At 40.5% G+C, this 17,213-nt stretch carries 13 protein-coding genes; 2 read left to right on the top strand and 11 right to left on the bottom strand.

The window, feature by feature from the left end:
• Positions 1-84: 84 nt before the first annotated feature.
• The 7 genes from H6G73_RS02675 to H6G73_RS02645 form a co-directional block, all read right to left on the bottom strand.
• Positions 85-2,262 carry an NERD domain-containing protein gene (locus tag H6G73_RS02675; RefSeq protein ID WP_190601399.1) on the bottom strand — a complete coding sequence of 726 codons (2,178 nt, stop codon included), beginning with the start codon at positions 2,260-2,262 and terminating at the stop codon, positions 85-87.
• A gap of 420 nt (positions 2,263-2,682) precedes the next feature.
• Complete coding sequence (gene smc / locus H6G73_RS02670; RefSeq protein WP_190601398.1) at positions 2,683-6,300, bottom strand: chromosome segregation protein SMC; 3,618 nt, start codon at positions 6,298-6,300, stop codon at positions 2,683-2,685.
• A 174-nt stretch (positions 6,301-6,474) separates the two neighbouring features.
• Positions 6,475-8,379, bottom strand: a complete 1,905-nt coding sequence (locus tag H6G73_RS02665; RefSeq protein WP_190601397.1) for an FkbM family methyltransferase — start codon at positions 8,377-8,379, stop codon at positions 6,475-6,477.
• Positions 8,380-8,407: 28 nt separating this feature from the next.
• Positions 8,408-9,322 (bottom strand): peroxiredoxin family protein, encoded by a 915-nt coding sequence (locus tag H6G73_RS02660; RefSeq protein ID WP_190601396.1) that lies wholly within the window; start codon positions 9,320-9,322, stop codon positions 8,408-8,410.
• Positions 9,323-9,353: 31 nt separating this feature from the next.
• Positions 9,354-9,956: a PqqD family peptide modification chaperone gene (locus H6G73_RS02655; RefSeq protein WP_190601395.1), complete on the bottom strand. Its 603-nt coding sequence runs from the start codon at positions 9,954-9,956 to the stop codon at positions 9,354-9,356.
• Between the two features lie 38 nt (positions 9,957-9,994).
• A complete protein-coding gene (locus tag H6G73_RS02650; protein WP_190601394.1) occupies positions 9,995-10,651 on the bottom strand; it encodes a PqqD family protein in 657 nt (218 codons plus the stop codon).
• 47 nt (positions 10,652-10,698) lie between these two features.
• Positions 10,699-11,571 (bottom strand): hypothetical protein, encoded by an 873-nt coding sequence (locus H6G73_RS02645; protein ID WP_190601393.1) that lies wholly within the window; start codon positions 11,569-11,571, stop codon positions 10,699-10,701.
• Positions 11,572-11,711: 140 nt separating this feature from the next.
• On the opposite strand from H6G73_RS02645, the gene H6G73_RS02640 reads away from it, so the two are divergent.
• Entirely contained in the window at positions 11,712-12,191 is a 480-nt protein-coding gene (locus H6G73_RS02640; protein ID WP_190601392.1) for a GNAT family N-acetyltransferase, read from the top strand.
• Positions 12,192-12,200: 9 nt separating this feature from the next.
• On the top strand, positions 12,201-12,758 hold the full coding sequence (locus H6G73_RS02635; RefSeq protein WP_190601391.1) for a hypothetical protein: 558 nt from the start codon (positions 12,201-12,203) through the stop codon (positions 12,756-12,758).
• Between the two features lie 101 nt (positions 12,759-12,859).
• Here the strand turns inward: H6G73_RS02635 and H6G73_RS02630 are convergent, their stop codons facing one another.
• The 4 genes from H6G73_RS02630 to dnaJ form a co-directional block, all read right to left on the bottom strand.
• Positions 12,860-14,449, bottom strand: coding sequence for a glycoside hydrolase family 57 protein (locus tag H6G73_RS02630; protein ID WP_190601390.1), 1,590 nt, complete (start codon positions 14,447-14,449; stop codon positions 12,860-12,862).
• Positions 14,450-14,704: 255 nt separating this feature from the next.
• Positions 14,705-15,784 (bottom strand): small ribosomal subunit biogenesis GTPase RsgA, encoded by a 1,080-nt coding sequence (gene rsgA, locus H6G73_RS02625; RefSeq protein WP_190601389.1) that lies wholly within the window; start codon positions 15,782-15,784, stop codon positions 14,705-14,707.
• Positions 15,781-16,032 (bottom strand): sulfurtransferase TusA family protein, encoded by a 252-nt coding sequence (locus H6G73_RS02620; RefSeq protein ID WP_190601388.1) that lies wholly within the window; start codon positions 16,030-16,032, stop codon positions 15,781-15,783. The genes rsgA and H6G73_RS02620 overlap by 4 nt, the downstream gene beginning before the upstream one ends.
• On the bottom strand, positions 16,032-17,165 hold the full coding sequence (dnaJ, locus tag H6G73_RS02615) for a molecular chaperone DnaJ (RefSeq protein ID WP_190601387.1): 1,134 nt from the start codon (positions 17,163-17,165) through the stop codon (positions 16,032-16,034). Before dnaJ ends, H6G73_RS02620 begins: the two co-directional genes overlap by 1 nt.
• Positions 17,166-17,213: the final 48 nt, after the last annotated feature.

The raw sequence follows: 17,213 nt of genomic DNA, 5'->3' as shown, positions 1-17,213 counted from the left end.
TAACGGTAAAACGTAGCGGTGGCAGATAACCCCAAACTCAGCACCGAGGGTTTTCATCTGTCCGTCTGGACGTGTAAGGCGAACTCACATTCTCCACTCTTGTTTCAGGCAGCACTTCTTGTATTTTTTACCGCTCCCACATGGACATTTTTCATTGCGCCCTACTTTCTTAGATTGTCTAGTTGCAGGGGCAAAATTAATTTTATTTTTTCCTTCAAGGTTCTGAGGCTTGGGCAAATCTTGCACTAATTCATCCATTTCATTAGACTGAACCCAGTCGTATTCTTTATTTACGCCAAATCTTAGCCTCGGAACTTTTTGTCCAATACAAATTCCGAACCATGAGCGTGCTTTTTGTGTGTACTTTCTTAGTTCACAGTGATTTTCTAAACGAGGTCTGGATATAGATTCATGATCATCGTTACAATGGATAGTCAAACCTAATCCCCCCTCACTTATTTCAAGAGTTAGATCATGGTGCTGACCATCTTTTCTGCCTCGCTTAATTAATTCAGAGATACCATTGTTTATCATCTCAATGGCATTGCTGCTCATCGAGAGCAATGTAAATCCAAGACTAATTATTTCAGAATGCTCAAGCTTATCTATATTTCTTATTATTTGATCGAATACCGTCCCTTTGTATTTTGTTAAAATTCCCTCTGGAGTATCTGAACCTGGAGCGCCATCTCGTCTTGTTAGCATCGCAAGATCAAGATCAACACATATTTCATCCTCAATTTGCATCATTGCATACTTATTATCTATCCACAAATTCTGTTTCAGATGATAAGAAAGAATGGTTAACTCATGAGTCGAGAGAATTTTGTCACCGTAAGATGTCCGCCTATTTACATAACTCAAGAAATGTAAGGGCGACTGCAACATTTCTGTCATTACATCAAGCAAAAAAACATCCATTACAAATGGAGGTTTTATATTTTTAGTTTCCTGGAATTTTAAAAACTGCCTTGCTTGGAACGAAAGAGCTGGATAATGCTCAGAAATCACACAAAAAGGATAAATTTCCTTATACTCTCGATTAATATTTAGCTCTTTTCCACTCTTATCAACAAGCTTATATTTTTTATCGTTTAATAGCGTGGCGCACAAATAAGCTTGATCGTAAGCCTCCTGAATAGCTTTCTTAAAATCAGACTGTAAGCTGTTATCGTTACCTTTACGTGAAGTAATAGTCAGCTTCTTTGACTTCGCCTGTAGAATTATTGCTCTGTCGGCGAAAACGACCAATACATCAATTTCACCAACCTGATCTTTAGAATTGTAGATATCAATGTTTGAAAATACGCGCTCTTCGCCAAATACAAGTTTCAATCTCTCAGCAGAAAAGTTTTCAGTAAATTCACCTCTATGCTGGTTCGCAATATTTTTATAGGCTTTATCATCGTTAAACCAGAAAAACGGTGTTTCATATAATGCCTGTGTCAAACTATAAATTTGAAATAATAAATATTCATCTTCTGGAAGCTGAATAATTGGATAAGCATTTTTAGGATTAAAATCATCTAAAGAGTTGAATTCATCCATGCCAATAGATGATACAAATGACTCGATGACCAGTCTTACAGTATCAATTTCAATATTTGAGATGTCACTGACTTCTTTAGCCGTAAACTTATATGCTGAAAGGACAGTCCATTCGCTAGGATTTTTATCAAAGAGTCCTCGCAATACGTTCTTTGCTTTATCGTTTTGTAGCGATTGTATTGACATCACCACATCAATAACTTGTTGAATAGAAAATCCTTTATTCCTCAAGAACCAATCGTTATCTTTTTCATATTTTATCTTTGAAAGGTCTCTGTATTGAAAATAATAGGCACTCTCTCCGCTATAAAAAATAGGTTCCCTCAAGACTAAGCCATCTCTAAACGGATTGAAATTATGATCACTAACTTCATTTGAATCAAATATGTATTCCATTGGCAGCATCATAGACTGATGAATTTCTTTCAGCAAAGAATCAGTCTTGTCAATGTATCTTTGGATTACTTCAGGCGATGGCAAGTCTATATTGAGTTGTTTTTTGCAAGCAAGTCCTATAAGAGTTGATACTTCAGTCCTCACCAAAATATCCCTCGCGAACTGCTGAAGCATATCCTCTGGAGTTAATTTATCAGCATATATAAGTATGTTGTTCTGATAGCAAAGGCTCGCAATTGCATGAACGTATCCTGGAGAAGTACATATTTCAGCTAACTCCGAAAAAATCTCAGATTCTTTTCTGACTGCCTCTCTCACAAATACTTACTCCAATACTATGATTTTTGAGTGCCTAACTGGTTATTTGAAGGAAAATTTCCGTCTAACATACCTAGATATTAAGCGGGTTATGTTGAGATTAAGTGAGGTGTGAAAAAATTAGTGGCCACCACAGCGTATCATAACACTTAGATAATAGCAGGAAAAATTCTGGATATCGTCAATATCCAGGTATTACACAGAATACTTCGGCCTGTTCATCTGAGTTTCTAGGTAAATACAGTAGTTTGAGCTTATTTCTCGCTTATATCCACAATTTTTCTATCAAATGCCAAAGCTGAGATATTAAACGAAAATCTTATGGATATTATTTTATGGAACAACACTCAAAGAAGCTAATTCAATGGTAAATAAATCGTTATGCTAATAATTTAATCTTTATAAACTACTATTAATAATTCAATGGTCAGATGATTTCAATTTAATCCCCAAAACCTGAGTATAAGCACCTCTCGCTTGAGTAACGCCAATTGTGCGTTCGGCTGATTCTATCATCGGACGACGTAGACTCACAACAATGAATTGTGCCTGTTGTGCCTGTTGTTTAATCATTCTCGCTAATCGTTCCACGTTTGCCCCATCTAAAAACATATCAACTTCGTCAAAGGCATAAAAGGGGGATGGACGATAGCGTTGCAAGGAAAAAATAAAACTTAATGCAGTTAAGGATTTTTCTCCCCCAGACATGGAAGCTAAACGTTGTACAGGTTTTCCTTTGGGGTGTGCAACTAAATTTAAGCCACTGTTAAAGGGGTCTTCTGGGTTATCTAGTTGTAAATAACCATCACCATCGGAAAGGGTAGCAAAGATAGATTGGAAGTTTTCGTTGACAGCATCAAAGGCTTCTTTAAAGGCAATTTGGCGTAAGGTGGTGAAGTTTTCGATGCGTAAGAGTAATTCTGTCCGTTCTGCTTCTAATGTTTCTAATTTTTGGGTGAGTTCTTGCAAACGAGTTTCAACTTTTTCATAGTCTGTAAGTGCCAGCATGTTTACAGGTTCCATTGCCTGTAGGCGTTTGGAGAGACTGCGTAATTCTTTTTGCAAGTCATCTAAATCAACTTTTTCTGGTACTTCAGGTAGGGGGTTGGGCAATTCTGCGCTGAGGTTTTGCAGTTGAGTTTGCAGGGCAGTTAAATCTTCCCGACGCTTTTGTTGGGTTTGGTCTAGTTTCTCTAATTCCCATTGTAGTTGCTGTTGTCGGAGAAGAAGCGATCGCACTTCCTGTTCTGTTACATCCCGTTTCTTTTTCTCTTCCCCTAAATTCTGTTCTAGTTGGTGTAAATTGGCTTGAATTGCCAAAATTTGCTGATTTAGCTCCACCAATTGATTGTTAACTACCGTTTGTTGGTTGTTAATACTAGATTGTTCTTGTGCCAACTCCAGAATTCTCGCTTCTGCTGCTTGAATTCTTTCCTGTAATCGCTGTTGTTGACTTTCGAGATTTTTTAATTGCTGTTCCCCATCCCGTAAAGTCGTTTCCCGTTGTTGTAATTGTTGCTCTTGAGATTTAATGGTAGCTTGAATTTGTTGCCATTCACTGGGAGTTTGGGAGGCTTCCAACTCAGCTAAAGTCTGTCTTAATTGTTGCAGTTGGGCTTCCTGTACTGGTAATTCCCGATCTAAAACTTCCAATCGAGTTTGGGCAGTGGTAAATTTTTCGCGATTTTGAGTTAGTTGAGAACCAGTTGTTTCTAATTGCCCCGTTAAAGCCTTGATTTCCTTCTTTAACTGTTCTAATTGTAATTGCTGTTCCCGTCGCCCTTGACGCGCCTCTGTGAGTTCATGAGACAATTGTTTACTGCGGGTAGACAAATTAGTAATTGCTTCTGTGCAACGGTCTAAAATTCGGTCTATATCTGCCAACCGACTTTTTAAATTGCTGACTTCTTCTGATTCTGCGGCTTCCCCTGTACCAAATCTTAAGGCAGAACGTTGGGTATTGCTACCACCAGTCATAGCCCCACTGGTTTCCAATAATTCCCCATCTAGGGTGACGATGCGATATAAACCTAATTGCTTTCTGGCTTGAGCCAAAGTCGCGAAAACCACGGTATTACCAAAGACATAATTAAACACATCTCGATAACGGCGATCGCACTCTACCAAATTCACCGCATAATTGACAAACCCATCAGCAAATCGCAAAGTTGCGTCTTGGGTAAACTTAGGTGCATGAATTTTATTTAACGGTAAAAAAGTCGCCCGACCCGCCCGTTTTTGTTTTAATAATTCTATTCCTGCTGCCGCAATACTATCATCTTCCACCACAATATGTCCCAACCGTGCCCCGGCGGAAATTTCCAACGCCAACTGATAGCGGGGTTCTACTCTGCCTAAATTAACTACCAATCCGCATAAACCAGGCATTCCCGACTGTAAAATCACCTTACTAGCTTGGGTTCCCTGTACTTCCTGCTGTGCTTGGGCCTGTGCTTCTAATTTATCTAACTGACGTTGTTTTTCTCGCTGTTCTTGGAGTAAACGCTTTTGGGTGTCTTGCTGAATTTGTAATTCCTGTTCTGTGGCCGCTAAATTTTCTGCTAAAGCTTGAATAGGTTCACTAGCGGTAGTAAATGCCGTTTCTAACTGTTCACATTCCCCTTGCTTCTCTGCTAATTGAGGTTCTAAATTAGCCAGCAACTGAGATTGTTCTGCTATTAATTCCTGTAATTGGGTGTTGCGTTCCCTGAGTTGGGCTTGTTCAGTGCGTTGCGGTTCCAGACTTTGGAGTAAAGTTTCAATTTGTCGGTTGAGGGCAGTTTGTTGCTGTACCCAAGCCTCCGAAGCTGAAGCAATTTCCGCCGCAGCTTGACGAGAAGCTTCCAAATCTTGTCTAGCTTGGTCACGTTCAACTTGAAGAGAACTAACCTGAGAAGTTTCCACAACTTGTTGTTGTGCAGCTTGGGCTAAAGCCTCTTGATGCTGCTGAATTTCCTGTTGAGTTTGAGTTAAACGCCTTCCACTTTCCTGCAAAGCTGTTTCTAACTCACGCTGCTGACGTTGGAGTTGCTTTCTTTCTGCTTCTTGAGTCGCTAAATTAGACTGTACCGCCAATAACTCCTCCTCACCCAATGCTTTCACACGGGCATTGAGCGCGTCAAGAGCAGTAGTTTTTTCATCAATATCACTATTCACAGCAGTTAACTGTGTCGAAAGCTGACTAAAAGACTGTTCACCAGCTTGAATTTCCGTCGCTAACTTTTCTTGCTGTGCTTGAAAAGAACGCCAAGATAACACAGCTTCCCAAGATTGCTTTTCTTGAAACTCCTTTCGCAGTTGACGATACTTTTCTGCCTTCAACTTGTCCTGATAAAGGCGATCGCGCTGTATAGTTAACTCACCCTCAATAATCCGACAACTGTCTTCCTTATCCTTAACTTCCCCTAAAGTCTCCTTCGCTTGATTAATCTTCCGGTCAAAAGCTGCCACCCCAGCCAACTCATCAATAATTTCCCGACGTTCCCGCGCATTCATCGAGATAATACTCGTCACATCCCCCTGTAACACCACATTGTATCCCTCTGGATAAATCCGCAGATTCTCCAACTCCTCATGCAACTCCGTCAGCGTACAGGAAACCCCATTAATATAATAATTCGACGTATAAGTGCCCTGAGAAGTCACCCGCAACTTCCTCGTCACACTCCACTCAGTCCCATCCAAACTAGAAATTTTCGACTGCCCGTTTTCCCCCTCATCTTCCTCTGCTTCCTCACTCTGCGCCTCTGCGCCTCTGCGTGAGACAATATCCGATAAATCAAACGTCACCGTCACACTAGCTTCAATAGACGAACGCCCTTTAGCGGTTTGATTATTATTCACCAAATCTGGCAACCTATCAGCCCGCATTCCCTTAGAACTAGCCAGTCCTAAGCAAAACAACAAAGCATCCAGAATATTCGATTTACCAGAACCGTTAGGCCCAGATATGACAGTGAACCCCGGCAATAATGGGACAGAGGTAGTACCGCCGAAGGATTTGAAATTAGTAAGTTCTACGCGCTTGATATGCACCATATTGGCGCTAGTTCACCTGTTACCGATGATCAAAAAACAAGTGTATCAATTATTTACAGTTGCGCAACTAGAAAGAAGAAAGAATTTTCTCTCACGCAGAGACAGAGATAACGTAGCTTGTACCAGCAGACAACTAGTAAGACTGTTATTTGATTTTCTGATTTTGGAAATGTACTAGCGAGATGCGAAGATTAAACCAATAGTCCGATCACTTCTCGGAATCTGACTTTTAATCTTAAACCCTAAGTTTTCGATGACTGATCTAATCTCTTCTTCTGTGTGATCTGGCCATAAATGATATTCCATCGTTAGGTTCTTCACTGACTGCCAAGCTTCTTTGTCTTCAAAGATTGACCACTCTGCACCCTCACAGTCCAACTTAAGCAAGTCAACATCACCTCCTAATCGCGTGATAGCCTGATATAAAGATACCACAGGTATATCACCTTTTTCACTAAATTGGGAGCGAGTTCTACTTGATTCCACATCATAATTAAGGAATACTTTTCCAGGTTTTGAACCTACTGCTTCCATAAAGTATTCAAATTTAGCAATTTGAATTTGATTTTTGATATACTTTTGCATCGATGGATTGGGTTCATAGGCATGAATAATTGCTTGGGGGAATACATTCCTAGCTGCCAGAGAAAACAGCCCTACATGGCCACCAATATCTAGAATTTTTAAAATCGGTTGAGATAACTTCTCCAACTGATAGCAATCATCCAGTAAATTATCTATAAATTCTGATTTCAATCCCCGCTCTTCAGGAAAACTAACTTGCTCAATTCTCCCCCTAAAGATTATCTGATCTGGTACTTGAAAAGTTGCACAGCGTTTAAATGTAATTCCTAACTTTCTTGCCCTAATTCGCCTTTTAAGTAATTTTACAGCACGAAATAACTGCTTTGTAATCAGCCGAATAGGTCGAACTAAATAGTAGAGAAAAGAAAGAGAATTAGGCAGTGATATAAACCTCCTATCAGCTTTGTTGGGGGCAAGCAACATATATATACGATAAGTTAAGAGGGGAATAATATCCCGTTTGCGCTCTCTCACATTAAAATAGAAAGCTTTTCTTTCATCGGTTTTGGCAGAGTTATTTACCTCAGATAAGTCCGAAAAAAGCCATTGACAAACCTGTCTTGCCAGCAGATTAATAACTTGTTCTTTTTGTATTTTTTGTAAAACGTTTTGAGGAAGTTCTGTTGCTAGAAGTTCGTGTGCCAGAAATAGACCAAGGAAAAGTATTCTTTGAGTGCCAATCTGACGAGCTTCTTCCATAATCCAGTCCCAATCTATGTTTCTATGAACACGGATCACTTCTGCAATATCGCAAATTTCAACCAGTCTCACCCGTTCGTACCAACAGTCCCTTGCAACATAGATACAGAGAATCAATAGTAAATCTTCTGGAGAGAAACTGAGTGCTTTTTTACCAGCAAGAGTAACTGGCTGACAACGTTTCCACAATTGATCAAAATTAAGTTTTACGGAAAAATCCCATGGTGTCAATCGGTGGTGAAGATCCACAGAAACTCTACCATCTTTTGACACCAGTTGATGCTCCCAACCTAAATCAGCTGAAGGTCTATATCCATGAGCAATGAGCAAATCCTCAGCTTTCAAAATATGTTGCTGGTGAACTAAAATATCTAAATCACTGAATTGTCTGAGGGTCAAGTTGCCATAAGCTAAAGCTGTTAGAGTAGCTCCTTTATAGGGAATTACTGATATTCCCTCTTTTTCAAATAAAGGCAGAAGATTGAGAAGTTCACTTGAGAGGGCTAGATTCAACCCGGCATTTGCTTGAAAACTATCTCTTAACTCAGCCAGTATAGTCTGGGGAACAGCATCAGGGCAGGAATTGCTGAGATTCCAATACAGAAGCGGCATCACTCCGTGACGAGTTGCTGTTTGGATCAGATAATTCCAGTTAATCTGTTGCTTAAGGAGACCATTTAGCCTTTCTATATCTTGATGAGTCATTTCAGTACGGCTACAGCACAGCAACATTTCGTTTTCTGCACAAGTCCGCACTCTTGGTAACTGAGCAAAGATGGGAGTTAAGGTGGTCATAAAGCCCTCACTTAGAAGTTGTCGGGATTCACAATGATACGGGTTCTGTTTTCTTAAACAGAACTTTCTCATACATCTGTTTAATGCGGTCTAAATAGGGTTCTGGAAGCTCCCCAACCCATTTTTGAGTAATAACTCCACCTTCAATTAAAACAGCAGTGGGATAGGCATCAGCCATATAACCGAATAACAACTTATCCATTGAAACCAAAGGGAAGCGCACCATCTGTTCATCCGTAAAGGTTTCTAATTCTTCTGGAGTAAGAGACATAATACCCATGACTTGCGGTAAATCTTTTTGGGTATTCATCATGTTCAGGAAAGGAACCCATCTTTTACAGTAGGGACAATCTTTGCTGAGGAAGACAATAAAATGAGTACCATTTTGTAAGTCATTGGGGCTATTTTTTAACCAACGGCGTTTCCAAGTATTGCCGATTTTTAGACGAGAGAAGTTGATTAAAGGTTTGTGTTGAGACTGCCAACCAAGGATACTGGCAGAAACACCAATGATTAAAGCGAGTACCCATTGCCAAGTTTGGGTATGATGGTCTGCTACTGGATAAAACAAAGCAATTCCTAGCAACAGGATATATCCAATATTCAACAGGATACTTTGTTTGGGAGTAATGATAACAATACCCCCATAACAACCGCAATCTTCAGTTTTACCGGAGGATGTAGACCAAAGAATTAAAGCTGATGAACCTATTAAGAAAATGATTGATATAGGGATGAGCCATTGAGAGAATTGATGGAGAATTAGAGCTAATCCTAATGCTGATTCTAGACCGATGAAGGTGATGGCTACCTGTGGGACAATTCTTGGGGGTAGCAGACCATATCTGTAATTGTGATGGATGAATTGTTCTGAACTGAGGGCTTTAGTGATTCCAGTGATTAGGAAGACAGAGCCTATAATTAATGTAAAGAAATATGGCATTATTATTTTATAATAAACCTAATTTAATGGTTCAAATACAGTTTTTCACTGATGGTACAAGAATTTTTGTTGGTTTATCCTGGATTACTACAATTTCGTTTTTACAGATAGGCTCAGCCTTTTTTTTCTTGCAGCAAAAATCTCTTGAACGTACTATTGCATCGTCGCCCTGCCCATCTATACAGGTACTAGTGACTTTAAATAAATAGCTAGGACAAGACCGAGCCATTGCAGGTTCAGGAGCAATAATAGATTTCACCAAAGGAAACATCGAACCAATAGCAAACCCACCCACCAAAGTAGCCGTCTTAATCACCTGACGGCGTGAAATACCGAAAATTTCCTCTGTAGCTGGTTGCTTCAAATACTCTTTAATCAGGGAATAGCATTCTAATTCTTCCAATGTTAGCCAAACCAACCCCCGCACATCTACATCACTATTCGTAGACAAATCAAACTCTTTTTCCAGTTTGTTAGCAATCTCATTCACCGTATTTTGACCATTGGATAATTCCCACACTCTCACTGCTATTGGTGTTAAACAATGGGAAGAATTATTTTTTTGATCATAAATAATCAACTCATTACCTACATCTTGAAGCAATAGGTTTTCTGTTCTGGCAACAGGTATCATGGTTTTTCTCCCTAGTGATTAAGTTTTCCAAAATATGCCTATTGGCAACCACAAAATCCTTCTACTTTGGCATTCCAAGTTCCATCCTGGTTTTGTGTTGTACTGGTGGGGTTAAAGGCTTCAAAAGTACCACATCCAGGAGGGCAAGTCTCTGGACACTTGGCAGTGGGAGATTTCGTATCTTTGCAATTTTTGATTGCTTCACTGACAGCTTTATCTTTGTCTTTTTGATTATTGCTAGATCCAGCGCAGAAGAGTATATTTCTCTTGCCTTGACAAGAACCCGCCATCGCAGGTTCAGGAGCAACAATAGACTTCACTAAAGGAAACATAGAACCGATCGCAAACCCACCCACCAAAGTAGCCGTCTTAATCACCTTCCGGCGCGACATACCTGCAATTTCGACTGTCGTTGGTTGCTTCAAATATTCTTTAATCAGGGAATAGCGTTCTAATTCTTCCAAGGTTAACCACACTAACCCCCGCACATCTACATCACTATTCGTAGGCAAATCAAACTCTTTTTCCAGTTTATTGGCAATCTCATTCACCGTATTTTGACCATTAGATAATTCCCATACTCTCGCTGCTATTGGTGTTAAACAATGGGAAGAATTATTTTTTTGATCATAAATAATTAACTCATTACCTATATCTTGAAGCAATAGGTTTTCTGTTCTAGCAACAGGTATCATGGTTTTTCTCCTAAGTTAATAAATGAATTTTTAAAGCTGACAAAAAATTAATCTTCTAATTGTTGCAATAATGCCATAGCTACATCTTCTGCTTCCCCCCGTGTCCCTTCCAGACATAAAGCACCAGAAACAGCACTTGCCAAAATAGGCAGGGCAAAATCAGGACGAAGACTTGCAACAATTGTGTTATCCAACAGTGCCAGTACCCCATGTCCTGAAGACATCGGTTTTGGACACCACTGCACCCCTGATTGATACTGAACATGAACAATTAAACCTACTGGTAAAGGTTCTGTTCCTGCTGTACCTTTCAGTTCTTCTACTGAACACCGTTTTACTCGCTCACCTTCTCCTTGCCTTATAGATAAACGTCTCGGATAGGGATGAACAAGTCCATTAGCATCCAATACCGCATATTCATCAGAGTAGTAACTTGCACCTGCTTTTACCAACGCAGCTACCAAAGTGGTTTTGCCACTGAAACTGCGTCCAGGAATAACTATGGCTTTACCACGCCAACCTACTACACCTGCATGAACAAAAAGCCAATCTTTAACTGCAATACCTACTTGCAAACGCAATTCAGAGTCTAAGGTTTCAAAGACATCTTCAATGTCTGTAGTGTTAATTAACTCTTCCTGGTCAAAATAAAGTTTGTAGTAAAGTAGAGAATCAGAATTATTAGTTTCTTGGTAAACAATTAGTGAATAAAGCTTATCGACTTCAGACGATGGTGATGATTCCCATCCTGGTGGAAGGTATTCTATCAGACGTTCTAATATTTTTGGTACATTTACACGGATACCAATACGTACACCATAGCTAATTAAACAAATTCCCGCTTGCCAAGATGAGTGATTAGCTGTAAATAAATCCTGATTATATTCATTTATAGATTGAAGTCTAGGTAAAACTAACATAAGTTTATGTTATTTTATTATTGATACAATAAAAGCATATACAAGCATAAATACCAATAAATCTATGTCCAGCTTTACTTAATCTTTATCAATCAGAATACATTTTTAAAGAATTAGTAAAGATATTTGTTATACAAAAGATGAACCAATATTATCAAGATTTTTTAATTCGGAATTGGCAGGCAGAAAATCGCCACCAAGCCGCAGCCGTAATTAGTTCTGTACTTTCAGAATATGGTTTAAGTTGGGAACCTGAGGGGGCTGATCAAGATGTATTAGAAGTAGAAAAATATTACTTAAATACAGGGGGTGAATTTTGGGTGATTGAACACAAAAACCAAGTAGTTGGTACTAGTGCATATTATCCTATTCATCGCGGTCAAAACGCTGTAGAAATTCGTAAAATGTATCTTTTACCAATTGCGCGGGGTTGTGGTCTAGGCAAGTATTTATTACAACAACTAGAATTAGCTATAGCTAAACGTGGTTTTGAGCAAATTTGGATTGAAACTGCCAGTGTGTTAACAGCAGCGGTTAAATTGTATGAAAACAATGGTTATATACCCGCTACAGGTGTAGAAACAAAAAGGTGCGATCGCATTTACATGAAATCCCTTTAGTTGTAATCTATGCAGAATCAGCTTTTTTCTCTCCTCGTAGGTACATCTTCACTGTTGTGGTTGACTAATTGCTTACCTGTACAAGGAAATCAATCAACTATAGTAGCAGGGGTAAATTCCTTAAAACAAAACGTAATCAAGGCTTTTTTGCAGCAAGCTAACGACCCTAAATCAAAGTTTCACCAAAAATTATTACAGTTAAATCAAGAAATGACAGATGGGAGAAATCAACGAGGAGTGATTCCCAAAACTTTAACTGTGGCTGATTTGCAAATAATATTAATTGATGGAGAAGACCAATTTGGTGCTTATTGTCAACAAATTCCTAACAAGCCTGATTATCGGCAATGTGAAAATGGTGTGACAGAAACTTATTTAATTCAAATACCCTATAGATATCGTGTCCATAAAGCTACATCATATCCCAGTTTTAAATTTGTGGTTAAAGCTGAAAAAAATAGCACTTGGAAAGTCGATGACAAGGAAAAAAAATACGATCGCTCCGAATCTATCACAGTTTCTTCACCAGTAGATGCAGTTATCCAAGCTGGAAGTGAAAAATATTAGACATCTGGTAGAGACGTTACATGTAACGTCTCTACCAGGGTTATGGGAAACGCATATTTAATTTCTGGAGATATTTGAATCTATCCCCACCCATCACCAGACTATAAAGGACGATAAACCCGATAGTTAATATTGGGGAAAATATTATCCATTAACTCGACTTTTTCCAACCACCCGCTATCCACTTTACCCACTTTCACATCTTCATAGATTTTATTAAACCGCATTAAGTGCGATCGCGTTCTTCTCACCGCATAGGGAACCATTGTTCCTGTCCGCATAATAAAAGCCCAGTCAGAAGATTGTGCTAAAAGCAACTCCCTTGCTGCTTGATTTAAAGCCTTCCACTGCAACTCATCCTCCGGTTCTAACTGAGAAATTTCAATCATCCGTTCCGCAGCTTTGTGCAAATGAGGATAAATCCAAGCATTGGTATCATTTAACCAATATTCATGGAAGCCTTTGTAACCCCAACTCGACTGGGAAGGACGACAAACCTGCTGAGTTGGGTTCTCCCGTAAATAATCTGCTAAATGGGTCATTTGATATGTTTTTTGGTCATACCAAGACTTACGGAACAGGTAATCGATAAACCAAGGGCCCTCATACCACCAATGACCAAATAATTCCGCATCATAGGGAGAAACAATTACAGGTGGTCTTCCCATAATCCCATGTAAATGCTCAGATTGTCGTTCTCGATTATACATGAAGTTGGCAGCATGTTCTGCCGCCTTCTCCCTTGCCCAATAAGGGTCATAGAGGGCTTTATCAGACAGCCCTAAACCACGACCTGTGATTTTATGATACTTGATTCCCGTATTTTTACGCTGTCCATTGGGCATAATGTAGGGCTTAATGTACTCATACTCAGCTTCCCAACCCAAGTCCTTGTAAAATTCCCGATATTCTGCCGCACCAGGATAACCAACCTCAGAAGACCATACCTGTTGAGAAGATTCGTGGTCGCGACCAAAGGCTGCTACACCAGTTTCTGTAAAAATGGGGGCATAAGTACCAAAACGAGGACGGGGACGGGCATAGAGAATACCATGACCATCAGTGAGGAAATAGCGTAAGCCAGCATCCGCCAGCATCCGCTCTAAACCCTCATAATAGGCACATTCTGGTAGCCAAATCCCTCTTGGTGCTTGACCAAATGTTTCCTGATAATGTTCACATGCTACCTGGATTTGCGCCCAAACGGCTTGGGGATACATTTTCATCAACGGTAAATAACCGTGAGTGGCACCGCAAGTAATAATTTCTAAGTTATTGGTATCTTGAAATTGTTTAAAAGCTGTTACTAAATCACCGTTATAACGTTCCCATAACTCCCGTGCTTCATTAAATTCAGTTGCGTAATGCTCTGCTAAATAACGAAGATGCCCATTATGGATATTTCGCTCTGCTTCTAATTCTATCAGTTCTTCTAATTGAGCCAAGTGAGCATCATAACGCTCTTGCAGCAAGGGGTCACGCAGCATAGACACGAGGGGTGGTGTCATACTCATCGTGATTTTAAAATCAATGCCGTCTCGCTTTAAACCCTCAAATACTTTCAGTAAAGGAATATACGTTTCCGTAATGGCTTCATAGAGCCATTCCTCTTCCAGCACATAATCACTTTCTGGGTGACGAACGAAGGGCAGGTGTGCGTGGAGTACAAGCGCGACGTAGCCTATAGACATAATTGTAGTTTTTTATTGGTAGATTTGCAGGTCAAGGAGTTGGGGAAATTAACAATATTTTAAGATGATATCGGTTTTGTGAAGTTAGTTTATTTAATTTGGCCGTGGTTGTTCTGAATTCCTCTTTCACTTCTATACCTTCTACACACAAGCATTTCCTTTACTCATCTACCTTTTAGTGTTCATTCGCTTCTACTCACAGGAGGAAATTTTCTGCCAACTTGATTTTTTAATTGTTAATATTTAGCTTTAAATTTATTCATCTTCACTTTCCTCGTCCCAGTTACGTACACTCTGAACTTGGGAACGACGGGAAACGCGACGATATTTTTTAGTTTCTAGTTTAGGTTCGTATTTATTTTCCCCTTTGCCCTTAGTTTTTAATTTGAGGCTAGATTCTGGGTCTGCTTGTTGATTAAGAAGTGTTTGCCTAGCGATCGCCTGTTCCAAAAACTCTAGATAATGTTCATAGCGTTCCCAATCGCCTCTGACGACGCAATCAGGCTCATCCCGATGCAAACAATCAGTAAACCGACAACTACCCTCAGCTAGCCTTGCTCGCGCTTCTGGGAAATAATGTACTAATTCTTCTGGGTCGCAGTCTAAATCTGGTTGATTGAAGCCAGGAGTATCTGCTAGCAAACCCCCACTCGGTAATTCAAATAATTCTACATGGCGGGTGGTATGGCGACCACGAGCTAATTTCCCAGACACCTCTCCTACCCGCAGGTTAGCGTCAGGAATCAGCAAGTTAATCAAGCTGGATTTTCCCACACCGGAAGGACCAGCAATAACTGTAATTTTTTGCTGCAAATAATCGCCAATGGGTTGAACATTCAACCCTTGCTGGACACTAATAAACAGAGGTTGATAACCCCAAACACCGAGGCGATCGCTAATTTCCTGTTGTGCCTGGGGGCTAATCAAATCACTTTTATTCAAGCACAGAACCACATCCAAACCAGTGGACTCGGCCTTAATTAAAAATCTGCTCAACTGGAAAGGTTCTAGGGGTGGGTCAGCCACAGCAAAGACCAGGAGAATCTGATTCACATTAGCGATCGCTGGACGGTCTAATTGACTGCGACGAGGTAAAACATCAGCAACTGCACCCCTACCCCCCAACCAGTCTGGTTCTTCCACCACCACGCGATCGCCCACCATCACTTGCTGACCAATTTTTTTCAGGCGAGTTCTGCGGGTACACAGAAGCATCGGGGAATGTAACTCGTTATCAACCCCTAATGTATCTAGTTGTACTCGATAGAAATTCGCCTGTACAGCTAAGACTGTCCCCAATAACTGTCCGTTAGTAGCAGTAATTTCCCCTTTCATGCAGATGGACGACGGACTAATAGGGAAAAATAACCAGAGCAGTCAGCAATGTTTTCTACCTGATAACCTGCCATTTTCAGGCTATCAGGGACTTGTTCAATTGGCTCCCCTGCATCTAACCAAACTTCTAATAGACTACCCGGTGGCATCTTTTCCAACCGTAATTTTGTCCGCACAAAATTAATTGGACAAGGAGTGCCACGTAAGTCTAGCTGGCCATCGGGAGTTGATAAGGAAGATACACTCATTACTTAAATAAATTTCCCAAAAAACCTTCTATTCCACCTTTACCAGTGCGGTCTCCCTTAATTTTAGCTAGCTTCTCCAGCAGTTCTCTTTCCTCCGGTAAGATTTTGGTGGGAATATCAATTAACACGGTCAACAAATGGTCACCCCGGCTGACAGGGTTACCTAATCGGGGTACACCGCGATTTTCCAACTTCATCACTGTATTGGGTTGTGTACCAGCAGGAATAATGAGTTCTACTGGCCCATCTACCGTTTCTACTTCCAAACGGCAACCTAAAATCGCTTGGAGATAGCTGATTTTAATTTCCGAAAGGACATTAATTCCATCGCGGTGGAATTCTTCGTCTTCATTGACAAATAGGTAGACATACAAATCACCTGGTGGACCTCCCCGTTGACCCGCATCTCCTTCTTGGGAAATGCGTAGTCTTGTGCCGTTGTCCACACCAGCCGGAATGGTGATTTTCAATTTCTTGGTAACTTGATTAGCACCTTTACCATCACAAGCATCACATTTATCTTCCACTACTGTGCCTGTACCGTTACAGGTGGGACAGGTGGAAACTTGGGTAAAGCTACCAAAAGGAGTTCTGGTGACACGTCTCACCTGACCAGAACCACTACAAGTTGCACAGGTTTTGGGGCGAGTTCCTGGTTTAGCACCAGAACCGTTGCAAACTTCACAGGTTTCTAAATGGGAAATGCGAATTTCCTTTTCTCCACCAAATACTGCTTCCCGAAAGTCTAATTTTAAATCTAGTCTGAGGTCATCACCCCGGACTGGCCCACTGCGTCGTCTTTGCTGAGTTTGTCCACCCATACCACCGCCAGCAAAGCCACTGAAAATGCTTTCAAAGATATCGGCAAAACCACCCATGTCACCCATATCTTGGAAACCTGCACCAGCGGCACCAGACACACCAGCTTCACCAAAGCGATCATAACGAGCACGGGTTTCTGGCTCAGACAGAACTTCATAGGCGCGGTTGATTTCCTTAAACCGCTCTTCCGCCCCCGGTTCTTTGTTCACATCTGGGTGATACTTCCGGGCTAATCGACGGTATGCTTGTTTAATTTCTTCTTTGTCGGCGTCACGAGAGACACCCAGAGTTTCATAATAGTCGCGGGCCATATAGCAAGGGTAAAAGTTAGAAGGAAGAAAGCAGAAGTATCATGAGCA

It is taken from the genome of Richelia sinica FACHB-800 (assembly GCF_014698825.1).
In the GTDB taxonomy this organism is placed as follows: domain Bacteria; phylum Cyanobacteriota; class Cyanobacteriia; order Cyanobacteriales; family Nostocaceae; genus FACHB-800.
The sequence above is the reverse complement of the archived record's forward strand: the minus strand, read 5'-3'. Positions and strand labels throughout refer to the sequence as shown.